This is a genomic window from Mycobacterium paraterrae, assembly GCF_022430545.2.
Taxonomy (GTDB): Bacteria; Actinomycetota; Actinomycetes; order Mycobacteriales; family Mycobacteriaceae; genus Mycobacterium; species Mycobacterium paraterrae.
In genome coordinates this window covers 5,008,260-5,032,097 of record NZ_CP092488.2, presented here as the reverse complement: position 1 = coordinate 5,032,097, position 23,838 = coordinate 5,008,260, and the positions used below count along the sequence as shown (strand labels likewise).

The following is a 23,838-nucleotide window of genomic DNA, read 5'->3' as shown; positions in this document are numbered from 1 at the left end:
CGATCCCCGCTTCGTTGCCAAAGCGGGGATCGACTCAGCGTTCGTTACTAGTGGTGACCGTTCGTCGAGCCGTGGCCGTTCGAGGAGCCGTTGCCGTTGCTGCCACCCTGGTGTTCCCGCAGCGCGGTGAGCGCCCGGGCAGCGGCGGCGTGGTGAGCCTCGTTCAGAGCGGCGTCCTCGGAGGCTGGGTCGGCATAGAGGAAACTGCCTGAGCCAGGGGAGCCACCGGAGCCGAGCTTGTTCATCTTCACCGGCACCGGCGCGCCCTGGTATTCGAGCGGGATCGGGTGGCCGTGGTCGTCGACCGGACCCAGCGGTTGGTGCAGTTCGATGTAGGCACCGTGCGGCAGGCGCTTGATGATGCCGGTCTCGATCCCGTGCTCGAGAATCGCCCGGTCGCTGCGCTGCAGCGCAATGCACCACCGGTAGGTGACGAAGTAGACCAGCGGCGGCAACACCACCATGCCGATGCGGCCGATCCACGTCGTCGCGTTCAGCGAGATGTCGAACTTCAACGCGATGATGTCGTTGATCGACGACAGCGTCAGCACCATGTAGAAAGCGATCGCCATCGCGCCGATCGACGTGCGCACCGGCACGTCGCGCGGGCGCTGGAGCAGGTTGTGGTGGGCGGTGTCGCCGCTGAATCGCTTCTCCAGGAAGGGATAGACGATCAACAGTGCGAAAACCACCAGCATCAGCGTTCCGACTGCCACCGTCGCGGGAACGGTGTGGTGGAAGAAGTAGAACTCCCACGCCGGCCAGAGTCGGGCCAGCCCGTCCGGCCACATCATGTAGAAGTCCGGTTGTGAACCCGCCGAGACCTGAGATGGCTTGTAGGGGCCCAAGTTCCAGATCGGGTTGATCTGCAACAGCCCACCCATCAGGCCGAGGATGCCAGTGGTGAACGCGAAGAACGCGCCGGACTTGACCGCGAAGACCGGCATGACGCGGACGCCGACGACGTTGTTCTCGGTGCGGCCCGGCCCGGGGAACTGGGTGTGCTTCTGGAACCACACGAACGCCAAGTGCAGGCCGATCAGCGCCAGGATGATGCCCGGCAATAGCAGAATGTGCAGGCCGTACATCCTGGGGACGATGTAGCCGCCTGTCGCGCAGTCGTTACCGGCTCCGCCGCAAGGGAAGTCGCCACCGAACAGCGCCCAGTGCAGCCACGTGCCCACCACCGGCATACCCAAGGTGATCGAGGACAGCGCCGCACGCAGGCCGATACCGGACAGCAGGTCGTCAGGCAACGAGTAACCGAAGTAGCCCTCGAACATGGCCAGGATCAGCAGCAGCGAGCCGATCACCCAGTTGGCTTCGCGGGGCCGGCGGAAGGCGCCGGTGAAGAAGATTCGCGCGAGGTGGACCATGATCGAGGCCGCGAACAGCAGCGCGGCCCAGTGGTGGACCTGGCGGACGAACAACCCGCCGCGCACCTCGAAGCTGATATCGAGGGCCGACGCGAACGCCTTGGACATCTCGACACCGCGCAACGGCTGGTACACGCCGTTGTAGGTGACGTCCTGCATCGACGGATCGAAGAACAGGGTCAAATACACGCCCGTGAGCAGCAGCACCACGAAGCTGTACATGGCGATCTCACCGAGGAGGAACGACCAGTGAGTCGGAAAGACCTTGTTGAGCTGGCGGCGGGTCGCCGCCGCGAGGTGGTAACGCGAGTCGACGGCGTTGCCCTGGTGGGCCATGACCTCACCGATGCTGGGGGGACTCAGTTTTGGACTCATGTTGTTGTGCGCTCCCAAAATGCCGGACCGACAGGTTCGATGAAGTCACCGTTAGCTACAAGGTAACCGTCGGCGTCGATCGTGATCGGCAGCTGAGCCAAGGCGCGCGCGGCCGGGCCGAAAATCGGCTTCGCGTAGTGCAGGGCGTCGAACTGCGACTGATGGCACGGGCACAGGATGCGGTAATCCTGCTGCTCGTACAGCGATGCGGGACAACCGAGGTGCGAGCACACCTTGGTGTAGGCGAACAGCTCCCCGAAGTTGAAGCTTTCCTGGCCCTTGCGTTTGACCACCTTCGGCAAGTCGGCGGACTTGATGCGGATCAACATCACCGGGTTGCGGACAGCGGACAAGATCAGGGTCAGCTTCTCGTGGGACTCGACGGTGGTGCCGTCCCCGTCGGACTCGCGCCACGGGAACACCGTCTCCATGCCACCGGCGTCGATGTCCTCGGGGCGGATTTTGACGAACGGCGCACCTGAGGTCTCGCCGGTGGCCCTCGCGAGGTAAATCGTCTCGCCGTGATAGCGGGGGGTCCAACCCGAGGTCCACAGCACGGCCTTCTTGCCGTCGGCGGTCTCCACGACCGGCTTCCACGGGTTTTTGATCAGACCGCCGGCAAACGCCACCAGGGTGCCCAAACCGAATGCGCCCAGGCTTGCGCCGAGGGACAACCCGATCAATTTGCGGCGGCGCAGCGTCGTCCCTTGGAACGCGTCGTCCAGGTTGGCGGCGACCGTCTTACGGTCGATCTCGTCCGACCCGGAGCCGCCGTAGTGACGATCCTGGATCGAAATCTCTTCCGGGATGAACTTTTTCTGGAAAAGCACGGCGCCGATCGCGATGCACAGCACCGACCCGCCGAAGGTCAGGCCGTACAGGGGAGTCGCCAGCGAATACACCAGGTTGCCCGACGAGCCCTCGGGCTGGTACTCCCACGGCCAGAACAGGAACACCAGCAGCAGGGCGAGTCCCAGCAAACCGCCGAGCAGGAGCCAGATGGCCACCTGCCGCTCGGCACGCTTCTCGGCTTTGGTGCCCTCGACCGGCCAGCGCGGCTCCTTGAAGACGGTCTCGACGCCGTCGAGGCGGCCTCCGAGCCGAACGAGGTCCTCTTTGGACATCGCATTCAGCTCGTCTTCGGTGGGCTGCGTGCCTGTGTGTTCGTCGCTCATGACCGTGCCCCGATCCACAACGCGCCGCCGATGAGGGCGACCATGCCGATAATCCACGCCGCCATGCCTTCTGGCGCCGGCCCGAAGCCGCCCAGGCCATTACCGCCCTGGCTGCGAGTCTCGGTGGCGTTCTTCACGTAGGCGATGATGTCCTTCTTGGCGTCGAAGGAGAGCTGACGGTCCGAAAATTTCGGCATGTTCTGCGGCCCGGTCCGCATCGCGGCAAGGATCTGCTGCTCGTTGGCCGGCTCGAGCGGAGGCGCGAACTTGCCGGAGGACAGCGCGCCGCCCTTACCGGTGAAGTTGTGGCAGGACGCGCAGTTGAGCCGGAACAGGTCTCCGCCGCGGCCCAAGTCGTTGCCGCGCAGCGAGCTCATCGCGATGCTGCCGTCGGCATTGCGCTCCACGGTGGGCCCACCGCCGTTGGCTTGCACGTAGGCGCCGATCGCGTCGATCTGTGACTCGTCGAAGATGGGCTCTTTACGCTCGGCCTGGGCCTCGCCGCGCATCGCGGGCATCCGTCCGCTGGACACCTGGAAGTAGACGGCGGCCTCGCCGACGCCGATCAGGCTGGGTCCGCGCTCGGCCACACCCTGCAGGTTGGCGCCGTGGCAGGTCACGCACGAGGTGTCGAAGAGCTGCTTGCCGTTGCGCAGCAGCGCCGAGGACGACTCGTCGGCGACGGCGACCTGGGGGCTGGGCGTCAGGACGGCGGCAAGGCCGCCGGCCACCACCAGGGCCAGCACCAGCAGCAGTCCAGCCGACAACCGGCGACGCAGGCGGCGGCGTGCCCGGTCACTCAGCGATCGGTTCAACCCCAGTTTCTTCAACCGAGCACTCCTGTTCTCGAGCCTGCTGGTCATCGGATGAAATAGATCGTGGCGAACAGCGCGATCCAGACGATGTCGACGAAGTGCCAGTAGTAGGAGACGACGATCGACGCGGTGGCCTGCGCGGGCGTGAACTTGCTCATCGTGGTGCGAGCCAACAGGAAGATGAAGGCAATCAATCCGCCGATGACGTGCAGCCCGTGGAATCCGGTGGCGAGGTAGAACACGCTGCCGTACGCGCTGCCCGGGATGGTGGTCCCGTGGCTCATCAGGTGGTGGTACTCGTAGCCCTGCCCGAGGACGAAGAACAGTCCCATCCCGAACGTGAGCAAATACCAGCGGCGCAGCCCGAACACGTCACCACGCTCGGCCGCGAACACACCCATTTGGCAGGTGAATGACGACGCGATCAGCACCAGCGTGACCGGCACGGCCTGGTACAGGTTCAACTCGGTCGGGTGCGGCGGCCAGTCGCCGGCCGCCTGCGCCCGGGCCGTGAAGTAGAAGGCGAACAGCCCAGCAAAGAACATCAACTCGCTGGAAAGCCACACTATGGTGCCAACACTGACCATGTTCGGGCGGTTGAGCGAATGAACTCGCGCCGTGATTGCTGTACCCGAGGTCCCTACCGCACTCGTCACATCCGCAAGTATGACGCTTTGTAGTTGTCGGCTTCTACCCGGGGCGGCAATTTGGCGCGTGATATTCACATCCTTCTGGCTGCCCACGCCGGGCTCAACCCTGGCTGCCGGCGCAGCGCCCACGCCGTGGGACGATTTCGGGTGTGCCGGCATCGTCATCTGGGCCCTCTGAGCGCTCGCTGACGTGGCCGCACGTCCTGGAGATGTTGACCGCGGGCCGTGATCTAGCGCGCGGTCAGGCCGCCTGGGCGATGGAACAGGTCATGGCCGGCTCGGCGTCGCCGGCTCAGCTCGCCGCGTTCGCCGTGGCCATGACGATGAAAAAGCCGACTTCCGCGGAAGTGTCCGAGCTGGCCGAGGTGATGCTGCAGCACGGTCGGCGACTCCCGACCGAGCGGATCGGCCCCGACACCGTCGACGTGGTGGGCACCGGTGGTGACGGCGTCAACACGGTCAACCTGTCCACGATGGCGGCGATCGTGGTGGCGGCCAGCGGTGTGCCGGTGGTCAAGCACGGCAACCGCGCGGCGTCGTCACTGGCCGGTGGGGCCGACACGCTCGAAGCGCTCGGCGTGCGCATCGACCTGAGTCCCGACGACGTCGCGCGCAGCGTCGCCGAGGTGGGAATCGGCTTCTGCTTTGCCCCGCAGTTTCACCCCTCCTACCGGCACGCCTCGACCGTCCGGCGCGAGATTGGTGTGCCGACCGTCTTCAATCTGCTTGGGCCGCTTACCAATCCGGGCCGGCCGCGAGCCGGGCTGATCGGCTGCGCGTTCGCCGACCTGGCCGAGGTGATGGCGGGAGTGTTCGCCGCACGCCAGTCCAGCGTGCTGGTCGTGCACGGCGACGACGGCCTCGACGAGCTGACGACGACCACGACCAGCACCATCTGGCGGGTGCAGGCCGGGACGGTGGACAAGCTGACCTTCGATCCCGCGGGCTTCGGGTTTGCGCGCGCCGAACTCGACGAGCTGATGGGCGGGGATGCCGCCGCCAACGCCGACGAAGCCCGCTCGGTGCTGGCCGGCACCAAAGGGCCGGTGCGCGACGCGGTCGTGCTCAACGCGGCGGGTGCGATCGTGGCCCATGCCGGGCTATCCAGCCGCGCCGAGTGGTTGCCGGCGTGGGAAGACGGATTGGGCCGCGCCGCCGAGGCGATCGACAGCGGTGCGGCCGAACACCTGCTCGCGCGTTGGGTGCGGTTCGGTCAACAGCTCTGAGTCGCGGCTGGTGACGGCCTGTTCGGCGGCCACGCGGGCCGAGCGTGCCGCCGCCGCCCACCGCGCCCACGGGCCGGCCGACCGAAGCGGCGAACACCAGCCCTGCTCGCCGCTCGTCCGCACGATGCGAACCCCGGGGGCCGCGAGCCAGCGCGCGATCAGCGCCGTCTCCTCGACCAGCGCGCCGCCGAGCGGCGCAGGCTCCGGCAGGATCACCTGGGCCGCGGCCCCGACCGCCTCGACGACGGGCATCGGCGGAACGCCGCGGCGGGCGAGCCCCGCAGCCGCGAGCTGGCCGTGCCGGACGACGGCAAGCTGCCAGCCGCCCGCCCCGTCCGGGGCCGCGGCGACCAACTCCGGCAGCGCGGCTAGCGCGCGCAGACGCTGGCCGCGCCACAGCACCTCCACGGCGGCGACCGTATGGTCGCGCAACCGCGCCGCGCTTTCGTAGCGCTGCCGTACCGCCAGATCGGCAATCCGCTGGGCGGCGGCCCTCAGCGCCGCGTTGTCCAGGCCGTCGATCAGCGCCGCGGCTGCGCGGGCTGCCTGGGCGTAGTGCGTCGCGGTGACGTCGCGGTCTGCCGGGCACGGCGAAACCTCCAGGTGTGGGCAGGTCGGACCGTGTAGTGCCGTGCGGGCCAGCCGCTTGGTGCAGGTGCGGATTCCGGTGAAGCGGGCCAGCAGGTCAGCGGTGTCGACGGCGTCGGCTCGGGATCGAAACGGACCGACGGCGCGGTCGTGGCGTGGTGTCCGGACGACCGAGAATCGGGGAAAGGCTTCGTCGGTCAGCACGAGCCACCACCAGCGCTGCGGGAATTTCGACCGGCGGTTGTACGGCGGGGCGTGCGCGCTCAGCAACCGCAACTCCCGCACACCGGCTTCGAGTGCATGCGCACATTCGACGTGCTCCACCTTGGTGGCCAGCGCGACCATCTCTTTCATCCGAGTGCGCTGATCCGAGCCGTTGAAGTACTGGGTTACCCTGCGCCGCAAGTCAATTGCCGTACCCACGTACAGCACCTCGTCGGCCGGGCCGTGGAACAGGTAGACCCCGGGCCGCCGCGGCAGGCCTTCGGCGAGCACTCTCTTGCGGCGTTGCGCCGGAGACACGTGGGGGAGATAAGACCGCAGCGCGGCGAAGCTGTGGATGCCCTGGTTGCCGACCCGCTCGATCAGCGCGTGCAGCACCTCGACGGTGGCGCGGGCGTCGTCGAGGGCCCGGTGGGTCGGCTCGTTGGCGACGGCGAACAGCTTGGCCAGCGCCGCCAACCGCACGCTGGGCGCCTCTTCGCGGCTGAGTACCCGGCGGGCCAACTGGACCGTGCACAGCGTCTGCGGCCGGGTCCAGCGAATACCGCATTGATCGGCGGCGGCACGCAGAAAGCCCATGTCAAACCTGGCATTGTGGGCGACCAGCACCGCTCCGCGGGCAAACTCCAGGAACATCGGCAAGACCGCCGCGATCCTGGGGGCATCGCACACCATCGCGGTGGTGATCCCGGTGAGCTGGACGATCTGCGGCGGAATACTGCGTTGCGGGTCCACCAGCGTCGCGAATTCGCCGAGCACCACCCCACCGCGCACCTTCACCGCGCCGATCTCGGTGATGGCGTCCGCGGGTTTGCCGTCGCCGCCCGTCATCCGGCCGCCGGTGGTCTCTAGGTCGACAACCACGAAAGTGGTTTCCCGGAGCGACATTTCGGTCGCCTCGTCCAGCTCGGGGAGACTCAGCTGCTCGGCAGCGGGCGCGGCCATGGGGCGACATTAATCAGTAACACCGACACGGCCCGGCTCTGTCGCGGCGCGTCGCGCCGGCGGCAGCGTCGAGCGGGATCCGCGGCGGCAAAACTTGTCGGTGGCCACCGTTAGCGTCTGGTGCAAGACCGATCGACACGACGGAAAGGAGCAGCCAGATGGCGCTCAACAGGGAGCCGGAACGAACGCCGGAACCGGTGGTCATCGACTGCGACGACTGCGCGGTCCGCGGCCCGGGATGTCGAGATTGCGTCGTCAGCGTGATACTCGGGGTACCGGAAACTTTGCTGGAGGACGAGCGTGCGGCACTCGAAGTGCTTGCCGACGCGGGGATGGCTCCGCGACTACGGCTGGTGCCGATTCATCGCCGTCGACCAGGCGTTGCCTAACGCCGTTAGCCTGAAATCTTGCTGTTTTCTTAACAATCCAGAGTTGGACAACCTCGAAGCCGTTTCGTAACCTATCTGAGACCTAGACCAGATCCGGCCATGGGGCCGACGGGTTTTAAGGATGCAAGGTTTGCGAAAAAGGCTTCAAGGTGATCGCGTTTCTTTGCGCGTCGCTCAGCGCTTGGCAGTTGGAGCGCTAGCCGGATTCGTCGCTCTCTCCGGAGTGGCCGCCAGCGATGTGCTGGCTGATCCGGCCAACGACGCGATGGCAAAGCTCAACGAGCTGTCACGGCAGGCCGAGCAGACCACCGAAGCGATGCACAGCGCGCAGCTCGACCTGAACAACAAGCTGGCCGCCCAACAGGCTGCCGACAAGAAGCACAACGACGACGTCACCGCGGCCGAGGCCGCGAAGTCGAAGCTGGCAACCTTCCAGGCCGGCGTCGACAAGTTTGCCGCCGCGATGTACATGGGCGGCCGCACCGACGGCATGAATGCGATCATGACCGCCGAGTCGCCCCAGCAGCTGATCGGCAAGCTGGCCGTCTCCCGGGTGATCTCCACCGCGATGCTGCAACAGATGGCCAACTACCGCGCCACCCGCGAAGAGGCCGCCAAGGCCGAGCAGGAATCGGCCAAGTCGGCCGACGACGCCAAGAAAGCGGCCGAGCAGGCCGCCTCGGTGCGCGCCAACCTTCAGTCCAAGCAGAGCCGTCTGCAGCTGCAGATTGGCATCGTCAAGTCTCAATACCTCGCGCTGACCCCCCACGAGCGCACCGAACTCGCCGCGCCAGGGCCGCCTCCGCCGCCAGCTGTGACCGCCGGCGCCGCCGCGCCGGCGCCGGAGGCGTTGCCGCCGGGCATCGGACAGCCGGGCGGACCGGGCGCCGGTCCCGGCTCCGGCCAGGGCGCGATCGCCGTCCAGGCCGCGTTGACCAGGGTCGGCGACCCCTACTCGTGGGGTGGCGCCGCACCGGGAGGATTCGACTGTTCGGGCCTGGTCATGTGGGCGTTCCAGCAGGCCGGCATTGCGCTGCCGCACTCGAGCCAGGCGCTCGCGCACGGCGGACAGCCCGTCGCACTGTCCGATCTGCAGCCCGGTGACGTGCTGACCTTCTATTCGGACGCGTCGCACGCGGGCCTCTATATCGGCGACGGCCTGATGATCCACTCGTCCACCTACGGGGTCCCGGTAAGGGTGGTTCCGATGAACTCCTCCGGCCCGATCTACGACGCTCGCCGCTACTGATCGAAGGCGGGCGCGCCGGTTACTGGCCTGCGTGCTCGTCGTCGAGGCGATCGTGGGCGCCGTCGTGGCCGAGCCCCGCGGCGGCCCGTCGCCGACCGTCGCCACCCCACAGCGGATCGAGGTCGGTGACCGCACCCTGCGGATGACCAACAGCGGAGGACCGGCACAGGCCGCGCTGTTGACGCGGATTGCAACAGACATCGCCCCGGCGATCCACGACGTGGATGCGTTCTGGGGTCGAGACTGGCCGCACGACATCGACGTGACCGCGGCGGGCAGCCAGCTTCAATTCGGGGCGCTGGCCGGCGGTGGGCCCAGCGCGCAATGGGCCGACATTGCCGCGATCGCTGTCGCCGATCGCGTCGATCCGCCGCACCGAATCGCGCTGGGGCAGCGGATCGTTTTCGCGCCGGGCGCAGCGGGCATGAACGAGCGCGCGCTGCGAATCGTGTTGACCCACGAGCTTTTTCACTACGCGGCCCGCGCCGACACAGCGCTTGACGCGCCGCGGTGGCTCACCGAGGGCGTCGCCGACTACGTCGCGCGGTCACCCGCGCCGTTGCCCCGGATCGCCCCTCCAACCGCCTTGCCGTCCGACGCCGATCTGAACGAGCCGGGGCCGTTGCGGTCGCAGGCCTACGATCGCGCCTGGCTGTTCGCCCTGTTCGTCGCGGCCACCCGTGGAGCGCCGACGCTGCGTGCGCTCTACCTGGCCGCGTGCGGAGTTCGGCACACCGACCTGGTCACCGCTATCGGCGATGTCCTGGGCACCGACGAGGCAGGGTTACTCGCCGCGTGGCGGCGCTGGCTCACCCGCTAGCCTTCCTACGTGTCTCGGGTCCTGCTGGTAACCAACGACTTTCCGCCCCGCCGCGGCGGAATCCAGTCGTATCTGGTCGACCTGGTCACCCGGCTGGCCGCCGCGGGGGAGCACACGCTGACGGTGTACGCACCGCAATGGAAGGACGCCGACGCATTCGACGCCCACACCGCCGGGTACCGGGTCGTGCGTCATCCCCGGACGCTGATGCTGCCGGTACCGTCCGTCGACAAGCGGATGCGACGACTGATCGCCGAGCACGACATCGACACGGTCTGGTTCGGTGCCGCCGCCCCGCTGGCGTTGCTGGCTGAGCGAGCCCGGCAGGCCGGCGCCACTCGGGTGCTGGCCAGTACGCACGGCCACGAGGTGGGTTGGTCGATGCTCCCCGGCGCCCGATCGGTGCTGCGCCACATCGGTGATCACAGCGACGTCGTCACCTACGTCAGCCGCTACACGCGGGGCCGCTTCGCCTCGGCGTTCGGGCCGCGAGCCCGGTTGGAGCATCTGCCGCCCGGGATCGACACCGAGAGATTCCGGCCCGATCCGGCCAGTCGTGCCGAGTTGCGTTCTCGCCTCGGGCTTGGCGAACGGCCCACGGCGCTGTGCCTGTCGCGACTGGTGCCGCGCAAAGGTCAGGACATGTTGATCCGCGCGCTGCCCGCGATCAGGCGGCGCGTGGACGGGGCCGCGCTAGTGATCGTCGGCGGCGGCCCCTACCTGGACACGCTGCGCGGGCTGACCGAACGCTGCGGCGTCACCGAGCACGTCACATTCACCGGCGGTGTGCCGTTCGCCGAACTTCCCGCCTACCACGCGATGGCCGACGTGTTCGCGATGCCGTGTCGGACCCGCGGCGCCGGACTCGACGTCGAAGGCCTCGGCATCGTCTTCCTGGAGGCGTCGGCCACCGGCGTTCCGGTGATTGCCGGTTCTTCCGGCGGCGCGCCGGAAACGGTGCAGCACAACAAGACTGGGATGGTGGTCGACGGCACCTCGGTGCAACAGATCGGCGACGCCATCAGCGAGTTGCTGGGCGACCCGGACCGTGCCGCCGCGATGGGCGCCGCCGGCCGGAGCTGGGTCACCGCGCAGTGGCGCTCGGACGATCTGGCTGCGCGGTTCTCCGACCTGATCCGCGGCTAGTCGGTGGTGTAGATCGCCTCGATGTCGTGGGCGAACTTCTCGGCGACGACCTTGCGCTTCACCTTCATCGTCGGGGTCAACTCCCCGGTGTCCTCGGTGAAGTCGACGGGCAGGATGCGGAACTTGCGGATCGACTCCGCATGCGACACAGCCAGATTGGCCTGTTTGACGGCGGTGTCCACCTCGGCGCGCAGATCGGGGTCGTTGGCCAGATCGGCGACCGACGCGCCCGCGGGCTTGCCGTTGCGCTGCTTCCATCCCTCAATCGCCTCCGGGTCGATGGTGATCAGCGCGCCGATGAAAGGCTTGGCGTCACCGACCACCATCGCCTGGCTGATCAACGGGTGCGACCGCAACTGGTCTTCCAGCACCGCGGGGGCGACGTTCTTTCCGCCGGCGGTGACGATGATTTCCTTCTTGCGGCCGGTGATCGTCAAGAACCCGTCGTCGTCGACCGCGCCAAGATCGCCGGTCTTGAACCAGCCGTCCTCGAACGATTCGCTGGTGGCTTGTTCGTTGTGCCAATAGCCGTGGAACACCACGCCGCCGCGCAGCAGCAGTTCGCCGTCGTCGGCGATGCGCAGGCTGTTGCCGGGCACCAACTTTCCGACCGTGCCGATCTTCAGCGCGTTGACCTGGTTGACGGTGATCGCCGCGCTGGTCTCGGTCAACCCGTAGCCCTCGTAGACGGTCAGGCCGACGCCGCGGTAGAAGTGGCCGAGCCGCGCGCCCAGCGGCGCGCCTCCGGACACGGACGCATGGCAGTCGCCGCCGAGGGCGGCACGCAGCTTGTGATAGACCAGCCGGTCGAACAATGCGTGCTTGGCCCGCAGCAGCAGCCCGGGGCCGCCGCGATCGCAGGCCTCGCTGTATTCGACGGCAGTCTGGGCGGCCGCCTCGAAGATCCAGCCCTTACCGTCGCTGGCTGCGTTCTGCGCTGCGGTGTTGTACACCTTCTCGAAAACCCGGGGGACCGAAACCACGACCGTCGGCTTGAACACCCCGAACATCGGCACGAGGTTCTTGATGTCACTGGTGAACCCGACGACGACCTTGTTGTGGAATGCGCACAGCGTCAGCGCGCGAGCCAGGACGTGTGCCAGCGGCAAAAAGATCAGCAGCCGCTCGCCCTTCTTCAACAGCGTCGGCAGCACCTCCTTGGTCCCGCGGGTCTCGTACACCAGGTTCGCGTGGGTCAGCTGGCAGCCCTTGGGGCGACCGGTGGTGCCCGAGGTGTAAATCAGCGTCGCCGGGTCGGCGCTGCGCAGCGCTTCCACCCGGGCGGTGAGCTCCGCCGGGTCGACCGACGCGCCTTCCTCGTGCAGCTGGTCGAGCGCCTTGGGCCCGGACCCGTCGATGTGCAGCACTCGCCGCAGTTCCGGCAGCTCACCGGTCAGTTCGGTGACGATCTTGGCGTGTTCGTCGGTCTCGGCAAACGCGATCACCGCCGCCGAGTCGCTCAACACCCAGCGCACCTGCTCGGCCGACGACGTCTCGTAGATCGGGACCGTGACTGCCCCGGTCGCGAGGATGGCCTGGTCGAGGATCGCCCACTCGTAGCGGGTGGCGGAGAAGATCGCCACCCGGTCGCCGGGACGTACCCCGGATGCGATCAAACCCAGTGCAGCAGCCCGGATCTGCGCTGCGGCCTGCGCACACGTCACGTCGGTCCAGCTGCCGTCGACCAACCGCTGGTAAATCACCGCGTCGGGATCGTTACGCTCATGCTCGAAAACCGTGGACACGACATTGTCGTGTTCGCCGACCGTGAACTCGGCGGGAACAGTTAACTCGCGCACTCTTGGTGACCTCGCTTCGATGATTTGCGGCGAACAAACGAAGAACAGCCTAGTCCGTTGCCGTGCGGGTGATTCCCGGCCGACGCCCCCGTATGTGAAGCTATTGGCCGTGCACAGCGTTCAGATTGCCGACGAGACGTACGTCGCCGCCGACCCGGCGCGCATCGGCGCGGCCGTCGGTGATCCGTCTAACTGGCGACGATGGTGGCCCGACCTGCGCCTCGAGGTCACCGAGGACCGCGGACCGCAGGGTGTTCGCTGGGGCGTGACGGGGCCGCTGACCGGCACCATGGAAATCTGGCTCGAGCCAATGCTGGGCGGTGCGCTGCTGCACTACTTCCTGCACGCCGAGCCGACCGGGGTGACGCAGCAGCAGTTGGCCAAGTTGAACCTTGCGAAAATGACCCATCGTCGCCGGGTAGCCGGCAAGAAGATGGCATTCGAAGTGAAGATGACACTGGAAAGCTCCCGTCCGGTGGGGGTTTCTCCGGTGCTTGACCAGGCCTGAGCAACGCCGGGGAGTACCGTTTCTGCCGTGGGCGCGGTTGAGGCCCGACGACGCAGGGCATACCGGCGGGCACGGCAGCCCAACCCGCGTAGTGCGGAGAAGGAAGCAACCAGGTGGCGGAAAAAACGGCCCAGACGATCTACATCGACGCGGCCCCCAGCACGGTGATGGACGTGATCGCCGACATCGGCTCCTATCCGACGTGGGTGTCGGAATACAAGGAGGCCGAGGTCCTCGAAACCGACCCCGCCGGCAATCCGAAGGTCGCGCGCCTGGTGCTCGACACCAGTGTGCTCAAGGACACCCTGGTGCTGTCCTACACGTGGCCCAAGGACCGCAAATCGGTCAGCTGGTCACTGGTTTCCAGCTCGTTACTGAAATCTCTTGATGGCGTATACCGTTTGGCGGCCAAGGGATCCGGAACCGACGTCACCTATGAGCTCACCGTCGATCTGGCGATCCCGATGATCGGGCTGCTCAAGCGAAAAGCCGAGCGCAGGCTGACCGACACGGCGTTGAAGGATTTGAAGAAACGAGCCGAGGCTGAGTGAGTCCGGGTGACAGTAGGTGATTCCGCAGCGCCTGCTGCCGCCCGGATCAGTCTTTTCGTCGGCAAGGGTGGGGTAGGAAAGTCCACACTGGCGGCCGCGACGGCCGTGCACGAAGCGCGCGCGGGTCAGCGCGTGCTGCTGGTCTCCACCGATCAGGCGCATTCGCTCGGTGACGTACTCGGCGTGCCGGTTACGCCGAACGGCCAGCGCGACGCCGCGCGGGTGATGGCCGACCTTGACACGGGTTCCCTCGATGCGCTCGCGATGGACACCTTGTCGCTGCTCGAGGCCCACTGGCGCGCGGTGGTCGAGACGCTCAGTCGCCGGTTTCCCGAATCGGAGTTGAGTGACATTGCGCCGGAAGAGCTTTCGGCCCTACCCGGTGTTCAGGAAGTGCTCGGACTGCATGAGGTCGGCGAACTGGCCCGAAGCGGGCAGTGGGATCACCTGGTGGTCGACTGCGCCTCGACGGCCGACGCGCTGCGGATGCTGACCCTGCCGGCGACATTCGCGCTCTACGTCGAGCGCGCCTGGCCGCGGCACCGCAGGCTTTCCACCGGCGCCGACGACGCGCGGTCGACGTCGGTGGTGGAATTGCTGGAACGCATCAGCGCCAACGTCGAAAAGCTCAGCGCGCTTCTCACGGACGGGACGCGGGTGGGCGCCCACCTGGTGCTCACCCCGGAGCGCGTAGTGGCGGCCGAGGCGATCCGGACGCTGGGCTCGTTGGCGTTGATGGGGGTGAGGGTCGAAGAACTCATCGTGAACCAGATTCTGGTGCAAGATGATTCGTACGAGTATCGCAACCTGCCCGCGCACCCGGCGTTCGACTGGTACGCCGAGCGGATCAGCGAGCAGCGCACCGTGCTCGACGAACTCGATGCCGCGATCGGTGATGTGGCGCTGGTGCTGACACCGCATTTGGCGGGTGAGCCGATCGGCGCGAAGGCGTTGGCCGAATTGCTGGACAGCGCGCGCCGTCGGGACGGGTCGCCGCCACCCGGGCCGCTGCGTCCGGTGGTGGATCTCGAATCCGGCTCTGGCCTGCAGTCGGTTTACCGGATGCGGTTAGAGTTGCCGCAGATCGATTCCGGCACGTTGAGCCTAGGACGCGTCGGCGACGATCTGATCGTCGGCGTCGGCGCCATGCGGCGCAGGGTACGGCTGGCGTCCGTTCTGCGGCGATGCATTGTTATCGACGCGCGTCTTCGCGGCAGCGAATTGACGGTGCGTTTCCGACCCGATCCGGAGGTGTGGCCGAAGTGACGCACCCCGACCTGGGCCCGGAGTTGCGCAAACTCGCGCAGAGAATTCTCGACCAGATCGACCCCGCGATCCGGCTGGCGGCCACGCGCGCGACGGGCAACGGCGCCGGCACCGGGGCCTGTCAGCAGGTGTGGTGCCCGGTGTGCGCGCTGGCTGCGGTCGTCACCGGTGACGAGCATCCGCTGCTCACCGTGATCGCCGAGCACAGCGTCGCGCTGCTGGCGGTGGTCCGAACGATTGTCGATCCCGTTCGCCAGCCGACGCCGCCACCCCCGGACGGGCCATCCACGGGTCCGGGGCCCGACCCGGCCGTCGGTGAACCGCCGCCGACAAGTCGCTACCAGCCGATCGCCGTCACCGTCGAGGAATGATCGCGGTAGTTGCCTAGCACATTCGCCGACGCCCGGTGACGCGTCGGCACGTCACACCTGTCCTGTGGTCGCACACACAGTCGGTCGGTACTCTTGGGCCTGACACTGTTGGCACGGCTGAGCAGGAGGCCTGATGGCGTACTGGATTTTCAAGTACATCCTCCTCGGCCCTTTGCTCGCGCTGATCGGCCGGCCGAAAATCGAAGGACTGGAACACGTCCCGCAGTCCGGCCCGGCGATTCTGGCCAGCAATCATCTGGCCGTGATGGACAGCTTCTACCTGCCGCTGGTGGTGCGCCGCCGGATCACCTTCCTGGCCAAGTCGGAATACTTCACCGGCACCGGATTCAAGGGCTGGTGGAGCCGGTGGTTCTTCACCGCCGTCGGCCAGGTGCCGATCGACCGCAGTAGCGCCGACGCGGCGCAGGCAGCCCTCGACACCGCCAAGCGGGTGCTGGGTGAGGGCAAGTTGCTCGGTATGTACCCCGAGGGCACCCGGTCACCCGACGGCCGTCTCTACAAAGGCAAAACCGGCCTTGCTCGGCTGGCGCTGGAAACCGGCGTCCCGGTGATCCCGGTCGCGATGATCGGCACCAACAAGGTCAACCCGCCCGGGACGTCGATGCTCCGGTTCGGCAAGGTCACCGTGCGGTTCGGCAAACCCATGGACTTCTCCCGGTTCGACGGCCTGGCCGGCAACCGCTTCATCGAGCGCGCGGTCATCGACGAGGTGATCTACGAACTGATGGGGCTTTCCGGACAGGAATACGTCGACATCTACGCCGCCACACTGAAGAACGGCGACGGCTCGGAGCCGCCGGGAAAAGCCGCGCCGTCTCGGATTCCTGAGACGGCGGCCGGCTAGAACTCGGTTGGGGGCCGTCTGGGTGCGGTGTCTGTCGCCAGCGCGATGATTCCGCCTTCGGCGAAGCGCACCAGCGCGTGGTGGCGTTCGTCGATGTCATAAGTGTGCATGCGGCCTTCGGTGAGGCTGTCCAGGCGCAGGTTGTTGGAGTAGGTGTGCAGGCTGGCCGCGACTAGATGCAGGTAGGCGTCGTGGATCGCCGCGTCGGTGGCGGCCGGGAACAGAGCGTGCAGGTGGGCGATGAAGTCGGCGGCCATGACGTTGTACTCGTCGGCGATGAATCGTCTGATCGGGTGTCCGGAGTTGGCGAGTTGGGCAATGAAGCGAAAGTAGTTGTCCCAGCCGGGGTTACGGGCTCGTTGCCGCATGGGTTCGGCGAACGCGTCGATGATCGCGCGCAGGCGCTGGGTCCGCGTGCCGCGAACGGGTAGCGCCGCCAGCCGGGCTCGCCGGTCGTCGTTGAGCGGCTGGATGCGGCGCAGCAGCACTGCGCGGAAGAGCCCTTCCTTTCCGCCGAATTGCTCACTGATAGAGGCCAGGCGGGTGCCGGCGTGGTCGGTGATGTCGCGGACGCTGACCCCGAAGTAGCCGCGGTCGGCGAAGAGTTCTTCGGCACTGTTGAGCAGCCGGTCCCGACGGTCCTCGCGGTTGACCGCTCGCGTGGAGCGCGGCGGCTGGTTGCCCGGGGCGGGAGCGGTCACGAGCCGACGGTGTGTTCGATGCGGCCGATGCCGTCGATGCTCAACTCCAGGGTGTCGCCGGGATGGAGCCAGTGGCCGGTTTCCATGCCGCTGCCGCCGGGAAGCGTTCCGGTGCCGAAAAGCTCGCCGGGGCGGAGGTGTTCGCCGCGGGAAGCGTGGGCGAGGACTTCGCCGAGTCCGTGTTGCATGCCGGCGCTGGACACGGTGGACACCGTCGCACCGTTGATCGTCACGGTGCCCCGAAGCGCGTCGACGTCGGGCAGGATCTCCTCGGCCGTGACGGCGACCTCCGACATCGAGCTGGCGAAGTGTTTGGCCTTCTGGGGCCCGAATCCGCTGTCCATCTCGGCGCGCTGCACGTCGCGGGCGCTCCAATCGTTGAGTACGACGAACGCGCCGATGGCGTCGAGTGCCTCGGCCGGGGTGGCGTTGAACAGGCCTCGCGCCAAGACGAACCCGATCTCCAGCTCGTAATCCAGGGCGTTGGTGTAGGCCGGTGGGGCGATCGGTGTGCCGGAGGGGACGAACGTCATCGCATTGGACATGTAGTACATGGGCTGGGCGTAGAACAGCGGCCTGGGTTTCAGCAGCGGGAACGTGCGCCGGGTGATCGTCTCAACGGTCTCGACGAGTCGATATTGGCCGGGATGAAAGCGCCGGACGAGCCCTCGGCTGGCGTCCAGGACGTGCTGCTCATAAAGCATGAAATCGCGGAACGACGCCGGCTGGAACGGCAGCAATGCGGTGCTGTGACGTAGGTGTTCATCGGCGCGGGCCAACTCCCAGTCGGCGTCGAAGATGCGCCCGCCCAGCGGGGTGCGGTCGTCGACAGGATGCCAGGCGCCGTCGGCGTCGCGGGTCTGCAGCTCCAAACCACCGGTGGTGCGTATGCGCCTCAGCTTCATCGTGAATCGATCCTCACCTCGGAGCGGAACAGTCGTTCCAGACTATCGCAGATCGATGCTACTGTCGGAACAATCGTTCCGCATTCTTCTGCCCACGTCGAAAGGACGCCGATGGCCGCGCCCACCCTGCCGCAGAAGCTCTTCGTGACGGCGTGCGCGGTCACCCGCAGCAGTGATCTGGCGGCTCGGTGGACCGGGGCTGCGCCGTTCCTGCCCGCTCTGTTTGTGTTGCGCTACGCCAACATGGGCGGGCTCGACCACGACGCGTTCGCCGCGCAAATTCGCGGGGCCCGGTCGTTCCGCGGCGACCGCTGGTGCAGCTATTGGAACCGCATCGCCGACGCTCACGCCCGGCAGGTCACCGACCTGCTCCGCAGCCTGGCCGGCCCCGAGTCCGACGCGGTCCCCGATGTGCTCGACCCGGGCATCGGTCCCGAGCACGTCGACGGGCTGACCGAATTGATCGCGCCCGCAGTGGAGCTGTTCGCCGACCACGGACCGCAACCGGACACCCGCACGATCACCGCGCTGGTCGACGAGCACGCGTCCACCGGAGACCGTCACCGCATCATATTGGCCTACCGGGCGGTTGACGCATGGGTCAAGGCGATCACCTACTACCAGGTCAGCGCCTTTCCCGGGCATGACCCGGATCGAATGCAGGCCTACTGGCGCTCGGCACACCTCTTCGACGGCTTGATCGGGGCGGCGGCGCCCACGCTGGGACTCACCATCGAACACGTCGACATCCCACTGGTCGGCGGTGACGTCGTCCGCGGCTATCTCATCGTGCCGCCTGGAGCGGGGCCGCACCCGGTGGTGTTGACCACCAATGGTCTTGAGGGCACCGTCCAGGAGCTGGCGATCCCGCAACTGCGCTACCGCGATTCGGGCCTGGCGACGTTCGTCATGGAGATGCCCGGCAGTTACGCCTACACCGATCCGATGAGCCCGGAATCCGAGGTGGTCTACCACCAGGTCATCGACCACCTCGCCGCCGACGAGCGGATCGACGCCGATCGCATCGCCATGGTCGGGGTCAGCTTCGGCGGCTACTGGACCGCGCGCCTAGCCGCCACCGACAACCGGCTGGCCTGTGCGATCGCCTGCGGTGCGCCCACCCACCGGTCCTTTCACGGCGGCGCACTGGGCACCCCGCAGATCATCCTGCACGCCCTGGCCAAGACCGTCGGCGCGAACCATCCGATCGACTTGATGCGCAAGCTCCGGGCATTGTCGATCCGAGATCGCTACCCGGACATCGTGATTCCGCTGCTGGTCATCAACGGCGACAACGACACCCTGATGAGCAGCCAGGACAGCAGCGACCTCGCCGACGCCGCTGGGAACGCCACCCTGCTTCTGTATCCCGACGACGATCACTGCGCGATGGGCCACTACCGCGAGTGGCTGGACTATTCGCAGCGCTGGCTTCTGGAGCACCTCACGCCCGCGGCGACGTAACCAGGCCGGCTCGCAGGTCAGGCGGATACCGGCGCGGGAGCGCTGGATGCCCTCGGCGCCGTAGCGGCAGTGGTTCTGACAGTGACGGTGGCTCCGGTGGCGACGAGCGTGGCCAACGCCCACCACAGATACGACACCCCGACCAGCTGCCGCCACCACGCGATGCCGACCTCGTGGTGCTTGGGCATCAGATCGATCGGCGTCCATACCATCGCCGCCACCCCGGCGGCGCTGACCACGGCCAACGCCAGGCTGCGCCGCCGCCAGGCCACCACCGTCGTGACGATCACCGCTTCGAGCATCCAGACCCAGTGGTGCGACCAGGACACCGGCGACACGGCCAGGCCGAACAGGGCGATGCAGACCACCGCCAGCACCGACTCACCGGCAGACAGGGCCCTGCGCGCCGCCCAGACTGTCAGGCCCAGCACCAGGAAACAGGCCACCACCCAGGGCGCGAATCGCTGATGGTCGTCGAGTCCGAGCCGAGCTAGCGTGCCGGCGATGTTCTGGTTGGTGTTCAGACTGGCCGATCCGATCCGATCGGTGTTGCGGACGGTGTGGGTCCAGTACTCCCACGAGTCCTGCCACGCCAACGCAAACCCGGCCGCGATCGTGGCCACTACGGAGGCCAACGAGGTGATCACTGCGCGGCGGTCCCGGTTCAGCAGGAAGTACAGCAGGAACACCGCCGGTGTGAGCTTCAGCGCGATGCCCAGCCCCAGCAGCACACCACGCGGCCACGGGGTGTGCCTGGGTACACATTCGGCAATCACCAGGGTCATCAGCACCACGTTGATCTGTCCGAAGGCGAAGTTCGCCTGAATCGGCTCCCAGTACAGCGTCGCCCACGCCACGATCAGCGCGGTCAGCCACCAGCGGCGCAACCACGCCGGACCCGGCACCACCCGGCTGGCGGTCCAGACCTCGAGACGGGTCAGCACGATCATCGTCGAGACCAACAGCAGCACCAGCGTGATCGCGGTGATCGTGACGCTGGCGGCCGGCATGCCGAGCCACGCGAATGGGGCGAAGATGACCGCGGCCAGCGGGGGATAGGTGAACGGCAAATTCAGCCCGATCGGGGTGTGGAACTTGACGTCGGGGCTGTACAGCGGATGGCCGTTCAACCAGGCCTGACCGCCCATGCGGTAGACGTCGATGTCGATCCGGTAGACCGTGCTGCCGAGGACCCGCCAGGCGGCGTAGCCCAGCGCTGCCAGCGCAGGCAACTGAAGCAGCAGCCAGCACGCTTTCCGCCAATTGCTCGGCTGCGCGCCGGCTTCCCGCCCGCCCGAACTGCCCGCATCGGGCGAGCGCCATCTAGTCATGTCGGGGGACAGCCTATCGGTGCTGGCGGCCCAACAGGTGTCGCGGACGGTTATCGAGGCTTCGTGCGCGTAGCTTTTGAAGGGTGCTGCACTGGTTCGAACACGACATCATCGGTCGCGGCCGGCTGCCGCTGCTGTGCTGTCTGGTCGCGTTCATCCTGACGTTCTTCGTGACCCGCACCTTCGTCAGACTGATCCGACACCGCACCAGCATCGGCCGGGCGCCGCGCTGGTGGGAGCCGCGCAACATCCACATCGGTTCCAAGCACATCCATCACGTGGTCGTCGGCGTCGTGCTGGTCATGGTGTCCGGCATCACGCTCGTGACGCTGTCGGTGAACGGTACGAAGCTCGAATTCACTGCCGCGTCCATCGTTTTCGGTGTCGGGGCGGCTTTGTTGCTCGACGAGTACGCACTGATCCTGCACCTGTCCGACGTCTACTGGGAGGAAGACGGACGCACCTCGGTCGACGCTGTCTTCGCTGCGGTGGCGGTGGGCGGGCTGTTGGTGCTGGGTCTGCACCCGTTGATGTTCTTCATCAGTCTCTGGCAGGACACCACCCACTCGGTGGTGCTGCGCGCCGCTGTGGTTTTCGCGATGGCGCTGACGTTGCCGCTGGCGGTGCTGGTCTTGCTCAAGGGCAAGGTATGGACTGGGCTGATCGGCATGTTCTTCGTTCCGCTGCTGGTCATCGGGGCGATCCGGTTGTCGCGACCGCAGGCGCCGTGGGCCCGCTATCTCTACATGCGCCGGTTGGACAAGATGAGCCGCGCCTTGCAGCGCGAGCGGACGCTGCGGCGGCCGGTGGTGCGGGCCAAGCTCTGGCTGCAGTACACGATCGCCGGCACGCCGCGGATGCCGTCGCATCGCGTGGTCAATGCGCAGCTGGATCGTGAAGTGCATCCCGCGCCGCCACCGGAGCAGGTCCCCAGTGTGCTCGCCAGCGGGCTCGGGGTCGGGTAGCGGCCGGTGCGTTACTTCTACGACACCGAATTCATCGACGACGGTTACACCATCGAGCTGATCTCGATCGGGGTGGTCGCCGAGGATGGCCGCGAATACTACGCCGTCTCAACAGAATTCAATCCGGAGCGAGCTGGAAAATGGGTTCGCGCAAATGTGCTGCCGAAGCTGCCGCCACCGGCCTCGCAGGTGTGGCGGTCGCGCTCGCAGATCCGCAGCGACCTCGAGACGTTCTTCGACATCGACGGGGCCGAACCGATCGAGCTGTGGGCCTGGGTCGGCGCCTACGACCACGTCGCGCTGTGCCAGCTGTGGGGCCCGATGACCCACCTGCCGCCGCCGATCCCGCGCTTCACCCACGAGCTGCGCCAACTGTGGGAGGACTGCGGCAGCCCCCGGCTGCCCCGCCGGTCGGAAAACGTGCACGACGCGCTGGTCGACGCCCGCGACCAGTTGACCAGATACCGGGTGATCACGGGCGACGACGATGCGGGCGGCTCGACCGCCCGTTGAGGAGTCGGCCAATCCAGCTATGGGCGACGACGATGCGGGCGGCTCGACCGCCCGTTGAGGAGTCGGCCAATCCAGCTATGGGCGACGACGATGCGGGCGGCTCGACCGCCCGTTGAGGAGTCGGCTAATCCAGCTATGTCCGACGGCGACGGGCGCTAGATCGGCCTGCTGGCATCGGCGCTGATCGCGGCCGGATTGGGGGCGTCTGGGACCCGTTACCATAGACGGGTGAATTCGACCGTCGACCTTCCCATCGAGCAGCTGCCAACTCTGCCGCCGCTGCCTGCGGATTTACGGACCCGGCTGGACGCCGCGCTGGCCAAGCCAGCCGCCCAGCAGCCGAGCTGGACCCGTGAGCAGGTCGAGCCTTGGCGGACGGTTCTGGAGAGTGTGCCGCCGGTAACGGTGGCGTCGGAGATCGTGCGGCTGCAGGACATGCTGGCCCAGGTCGCTCGCGGCGAGGCGTTCCTGCTGCAGGGCGGGGACTGCGCGGAGACGTTCGTCGACAACACCGAGCCGCACATCAAAGGCAACATCCGCACGCTGCTCCAGATGGCGGTCGTGCTGACCTACGGCGCCAGCATGCCGGTGCTCAAGGTGGCCCGCATCGCCGGCCAATACGCCAAGCCGCGGTCGGCCGACACCGACGCGCTGGGCCTGCGGTCCTATCGCGGCGACATGGTCAACGGGTTCGCCCCCGACGCGGCCATGCGCGAGCACGACCCGTCCCGGCTGGTGCGCGCCTACGCCAACGCCGCGGCCGCAATGAACCTGGTGCGGGCATTGACCTCGTCGGGGCTGGCCTCCTTGCATCTGGTGCACGACTGGAACCGTGAATTCGTCCGGACCTCGCCCGCTGGGGCTCGCTACGAGGCGCTGGCGTCCGAGATCGACCGCGGCCTCAAGTTCATGAGCGCTTGCGGGGTGGCCGACAGCAACTTGCAGACAGCCGAAATCTACTCCAGCCATGAGGCTTTGGTGCTCGACTACGAAAGGGCCATGCTGCGCCTGTCCTCCGAAGAGGACGACGGCGCGCCGCAGCTCTACGACATGTCGGCGCACTACCTGTGGATCGGTGACCGCACCCGTCAACTCGACGGCGCCCACATCGCTTTCGCGGAGGTGATCGCCAACCCGATCGGCGTCAAGATCGGTCCGTCGACGACACCGGACCAGGTGGTCGAGTACGTCGAGCGCCTCGACCCGCACAACAAGCCTGGCCGGCTGACGCTGGTGAGCCGAATGGGTAACAACAAGGTTCGCGACCTGTTGCCGCCGATCATCGAAAAGGTCCAGGCGACAGGGCATCAGGTGATCTGGCAGTGCGATCCGATGCACGGCAACACCCACGAATCGTCCACCGGGTACAAGACCCGGCACTTCGACCGCATTGTCGACGAGGTGCAGGGCTTCTTCGAGGTGCACCGCGCACTGGGCACTTTCCCCGGCGGCATCCACGTCGAGATCACCGGTGAGAACGTCACCGAGTGCCTCGGTGGTGCGCAAGACATCTCGGACACCGACTTGAGTGGCCGCTACGAGACCGCTTGCGACCCAAGGCTGAACACCCAGCAGTCGCTGGAGTTGGCGTTCCTGGTCGCGGAGATGCTGCGCGACTGAAAG

Annotated in this window: 22 protein-coding genes and 1 pseudogene; 14 read left to right on the top strand and 9 right to left on the bottom strand. The window is 67.2% G+C overall.

Annotated elements, in window-relative coordinates; translation table 11 throughout:
* Nucleotides 1-47 precede the first annotated feature (47 nt).
* Genes qcrB through ctaE form a run of 4 tightly spaced genes read right to left on the bottom strand, consistent with a single transcriptional unit; the run spans nt 48 to nt 4,397 of the window.
* Entirely contained in the window at nt 48-1,751 is a 1,704-nt protein-coding gene (gene qcrB, locus MKK62_RS24230) for a cytochrome bc1 complex cytochrome b subunit (protein WP_240263360.1), read from the bottom strand.
* Entirely contained in the window at nt 1,748-2,926 is a 1,179-nt protein-coding gene (gene qcrA, locus MKK62_RS24225; protein ID WP_240263361.1) for a cytochrome bc1 complex Rieske iron-sulfur subunit, read from the bottom strand. Before qcrA ends, qcrB begins: the two co-directional genes overlap by 4 nt.
* Complete coding sequence (gene qcrC / locus MKK62_RS24220) at nt 2,923-3,756, bottom strand: cytochrome bc1 complex diheme cytochrome c subunit (protein WP_240263955.1); 834 nt, start codon at nt 3,754-3,756, stop codon at nt 2,923-2,925. Before qcrC ends, qcrA begins: the two co-directional genes overlap by 4 nt.
* A 29-nt stretch (nt 3,757-3,785) precedes the next feature.
* The gene (gene ctaE, locus MKK62_RS24215; RefSeq protein ID WP_240263362.1) at nt 3,786-4,397 is read right to left on the bottom strand and encodes an aa3-type cytochrome oxidase subunit III; all 612 of its coding nucleotides are present in this window, start codon (nt 4,395-4,397) and stop codon (nt 3,786-3,788) included.
* A 203-nt stretch (nt 4,398-4,600) separates the two neighbouring features.
* Between ctaE and trpD the strand changes: the two genes are divergently transcribed.
* A complete protein-coding gene (gene trpD, locus MKK62_RS24210) occupies nt 4,601-5,617 on the top strand; it encodes an anthranilate phosphoribosyltransferase (RefSeq protein ID WP_240263956.1) in 1,017 nt (338 codons plus the stop codon).
* Here the strand turns inward: trpD and MKK62_RS24205 are convergent.
* A pseudogene (locus tag MKK62_RS24205) lies at nt 5,555-7,315 on the bottom strand (DEDD exonuclease domain-containing protein); the annotation flags it as partial. The gene trpD and the pseudogene MKK62_RS24205 overlap by 63 nt on opposite strands.
* A gap of 215 nt (nt 7,316-7,530) precedes the next feature.
* Between MKK62_RS24205 and MKK62_RS24200 the strand changes: the two are divergent.
* The 4 genes from MKK62_RS24200 to MKK62_RS24185 all read left to right on the top strand — a co-directional run bounded on the left by MKK62_RS24200 (nt 7,531) and on the right by MKK62_RS24185 (nt 10,976).
* Nucleotides 7,531-7,761, top strand: coding sequence for a hypothetical protein (locus MKK62_RS24200; protein ID WP_240263363.1), 231 nt, complete (start codon nt 7,531-7,533; stop codon nt 7,759-7,761).
* Nucleotides 7,762-7,882: 121 nt separating this feature from the next.
* A complete protein-coding gene (gene ripC, locus MKK62_RS24195) occupies nt 7,883-9,010 on the top strand; it encodes a peptidoglycan hydrolase RipC (RefSeq protein WP_240263364.1) in 1,128 nt (375 codons plus the stop codon).
* A gap of 31 nt (nt 9,011-9,041) precedes the next feature.
* The gene (locus MKK62_RS24190; RefSeq protein WP_434084991.1) at nt 9,042-9,830 is read left to right on the top strand and encodes a hypothetical protein; all 789 of its coding nucleotides are present in this window, start codon (nt 9,042-9,044) and stop codon (nt 9,828-9,830) included.
* Between the two features lie 9 nt (nt 9,831-9,839).
* The gene (locus tag MKK62_RS24185; RefSeq protein WP_240263365.1) at nt 9,840-10,976 is read left to right on the top strand and encodes a glycosyltransferase family 4 protein; all 1,137 of its coding nucleotides are present in this window, start codon (nt 9,840-9,842) and stop codon (nt 10,974-10,976) included.
* Here the strand turns inward: MKK62_RS24185 and MKK62_RS24180 are convergent.
* Nucleotides 10,973-12,775: an AMP-dependent synthetase/ligase gene (locus MKK62_RS24180; RefSeq protein WP_240263366.1), complete on the bottom strand. Its 1,803-nt coding sequence runs from the start codon at nt 12,773-12,775 to the stop codon at nt 10,973-10,975. The two genes, MKK62_RS24185 and MKK62_RS24180, sit on opposite strands and share 4 nt — an antisense overlap.
* A gap of 109 nt (nt 12,776-12,884) precedes the next feature.
* Between MKK62_RS24180 and MKK62_RS24175 the strand changes: the two genes are divergently transcribed.
* From MKK62_RS24175 to MKK62_RS24155, 5 genes are all read left to right on the top strand, one after another.
* Entirely contained in the window at nt 12,885-13,283 is a 399-nt protein-coding gene (locus MKK62_RS24175; protein WP_240263367.1) for a polyketide cyclase / dehydrase and lipid transport, read from the top strand.
* Nucleotides 13,284-13,396: 113 nt separating this feature from the next.
* Nucleotides 13,397-13,834, top strand: coding sequence for an SRPBCC family protein (locus MKK62_RS24170; protein WP_240263368.1), 438 nt, complete (start codon nt 13,397-13,399; stop codon nt 13,832-13,834).
* A gap of 6 nt (nt 13,835-13,840) precedes the next feature.
* Nucleotides 13,841-15,100 carry an ArsA family ATPase gene (locus tag MKK62_RS24165; protein WP_240263369.1) on the top strand — a complete coding sequence of 420 codons (1,260 nt, stop codon included), beginning with the start codon at nt 13,841-13,843 and terminating at the stop codon, nt 15,098-15,100.
* The gene (locus MKK62_RS24160; protein ID WP_240263370.1) at nt 15,088-15,471 is read left to right on the top strand and encodes a hypothetical protein; all 384 of its coding nucleotides are present in this window, start codon (nt 15,088-15,090) and stop codon (nt 15,469-15,471) included. Before MKK62_RS24165 ends, MKK62_RS24160 begins: the two co-directional genes overlap by 13 nt.
* A gap of 133 nt (nt 15,472-15,604) precedes the next feature.
* A complete protein-coding gene (locus tag MKK62_RS24155; protein WP_240263371.1) occupies nt 15,605-16,336 on the top strand; it encodes a lysophospholipid acyltransferase family protein in 732 nt (243 codons plus the stop codon).
* On the opposite strand, the gene MKK62_RS24150 is transcribed toward MKK62_RS24155, so the two are convergent.
* A complete protein-coding gene (locus MKK62_RS24150; RefSeq protein WP_240263372.1) occupies nt 16,333-17,037 on the bottom strand; it encodes a TetR/AcrR family transcriptional regulator in 705 nt (234 codons plus the stop codon). The genes MKK62_RS24155 and MKK62_RS24150 overlap by 4 nt on opposite strands.
* Complete coding sequence (locus MKK62_RS24145; protein ID WP_240263373.1) at nt 17,034-17,942, bottom strand: fumarylacetoacetate hydrolase family protein; 909 nt, start codon at nt 17,940-17,942, stop codon at nt 17,034-17,036. Before MKK62_RS24145 ends, MKK62_RS24150 begins: the two co-directional genes overlap by 4 nt.
* 111 nt (nt 17,943-18,053) lie before the next feature.
* Between MKK62_RS24145 and MKK62_RS24140 the strand changes: the two genes are divergently transcribed.
* Nucleotides 18,054-19,406 (top strand): alpha/beta hydrolase family protein, encoded by a 1,353-nt coding sequence (locus tag MKK62_RS24140; protein ID WP_286670873.1) that lies wholly within the window; start codon nt 18,054-18,056, stop codon nt 19,404-19,406.
* 17 nt (nt 19,407-19,423) lie between these two features.
* Here MKK62_RS24140 and MKK62_RS24135 read toward each other — a convergent pair whose 3' ends face one another.
* Nucleotides 19,424-20,737, bottom strand: a complete 1,314-nt coding sequence (locus MKK62_RS24135; protein WP_240263374.1) for a glycosyltransferase 87 family protein — start codon at nt 20,735-20,737, stop codon at nt 19,424-19,426.
* 83 nt (nt 20,738-20,820) lie between these two features.
* Here MKK62_RS24135 and MKK62_RS24130 point away from each other — a divergent pair, with 83 nt between their 5' ends.
* From MKK62_RS24130 to MKK62_RS24120, 3 genes are all read left to right on the top strand, one after another.
* Complete coding sequence (locus MKK62_RS24130; protein WP_240263375.1) at nt 20,821-21,702, top strand: hypothetical protein; 882 nt, start codon at nt 20,821-20,823, stop codon at nt 21,700-21,702.
* Nucleotides 21,703-21,708: 6 nt separating this feature from the next.
* Nucleotides 21,709-22,215, top strand: a complete 507-nt coding sequence (locus MKK62_RS24125; RefSeq protein WP_240263376.1) for a polyadenylate-specific 3'-exoribonuclease AS — start codon at nt 21,709-21,711, stop codon at nt 22,213-22,215.
* Nucleotides 22,216-22,443: 228 nt separating this feature from the next.
* On the top strand, nt 22,444-23,835 hold the full coding sequence (locus MKK62_RS24120) for a class II 3-deoxy-7-phosphoheptulonate synthase (protein ID WP_240263377.1): 1,392 nt from the start codon (nt 22,444-22,446) through the stop codon (nt 23,833-23,835).
* Nucleotides 23,836-23,838: the final 3 nt, after the last annotated feature.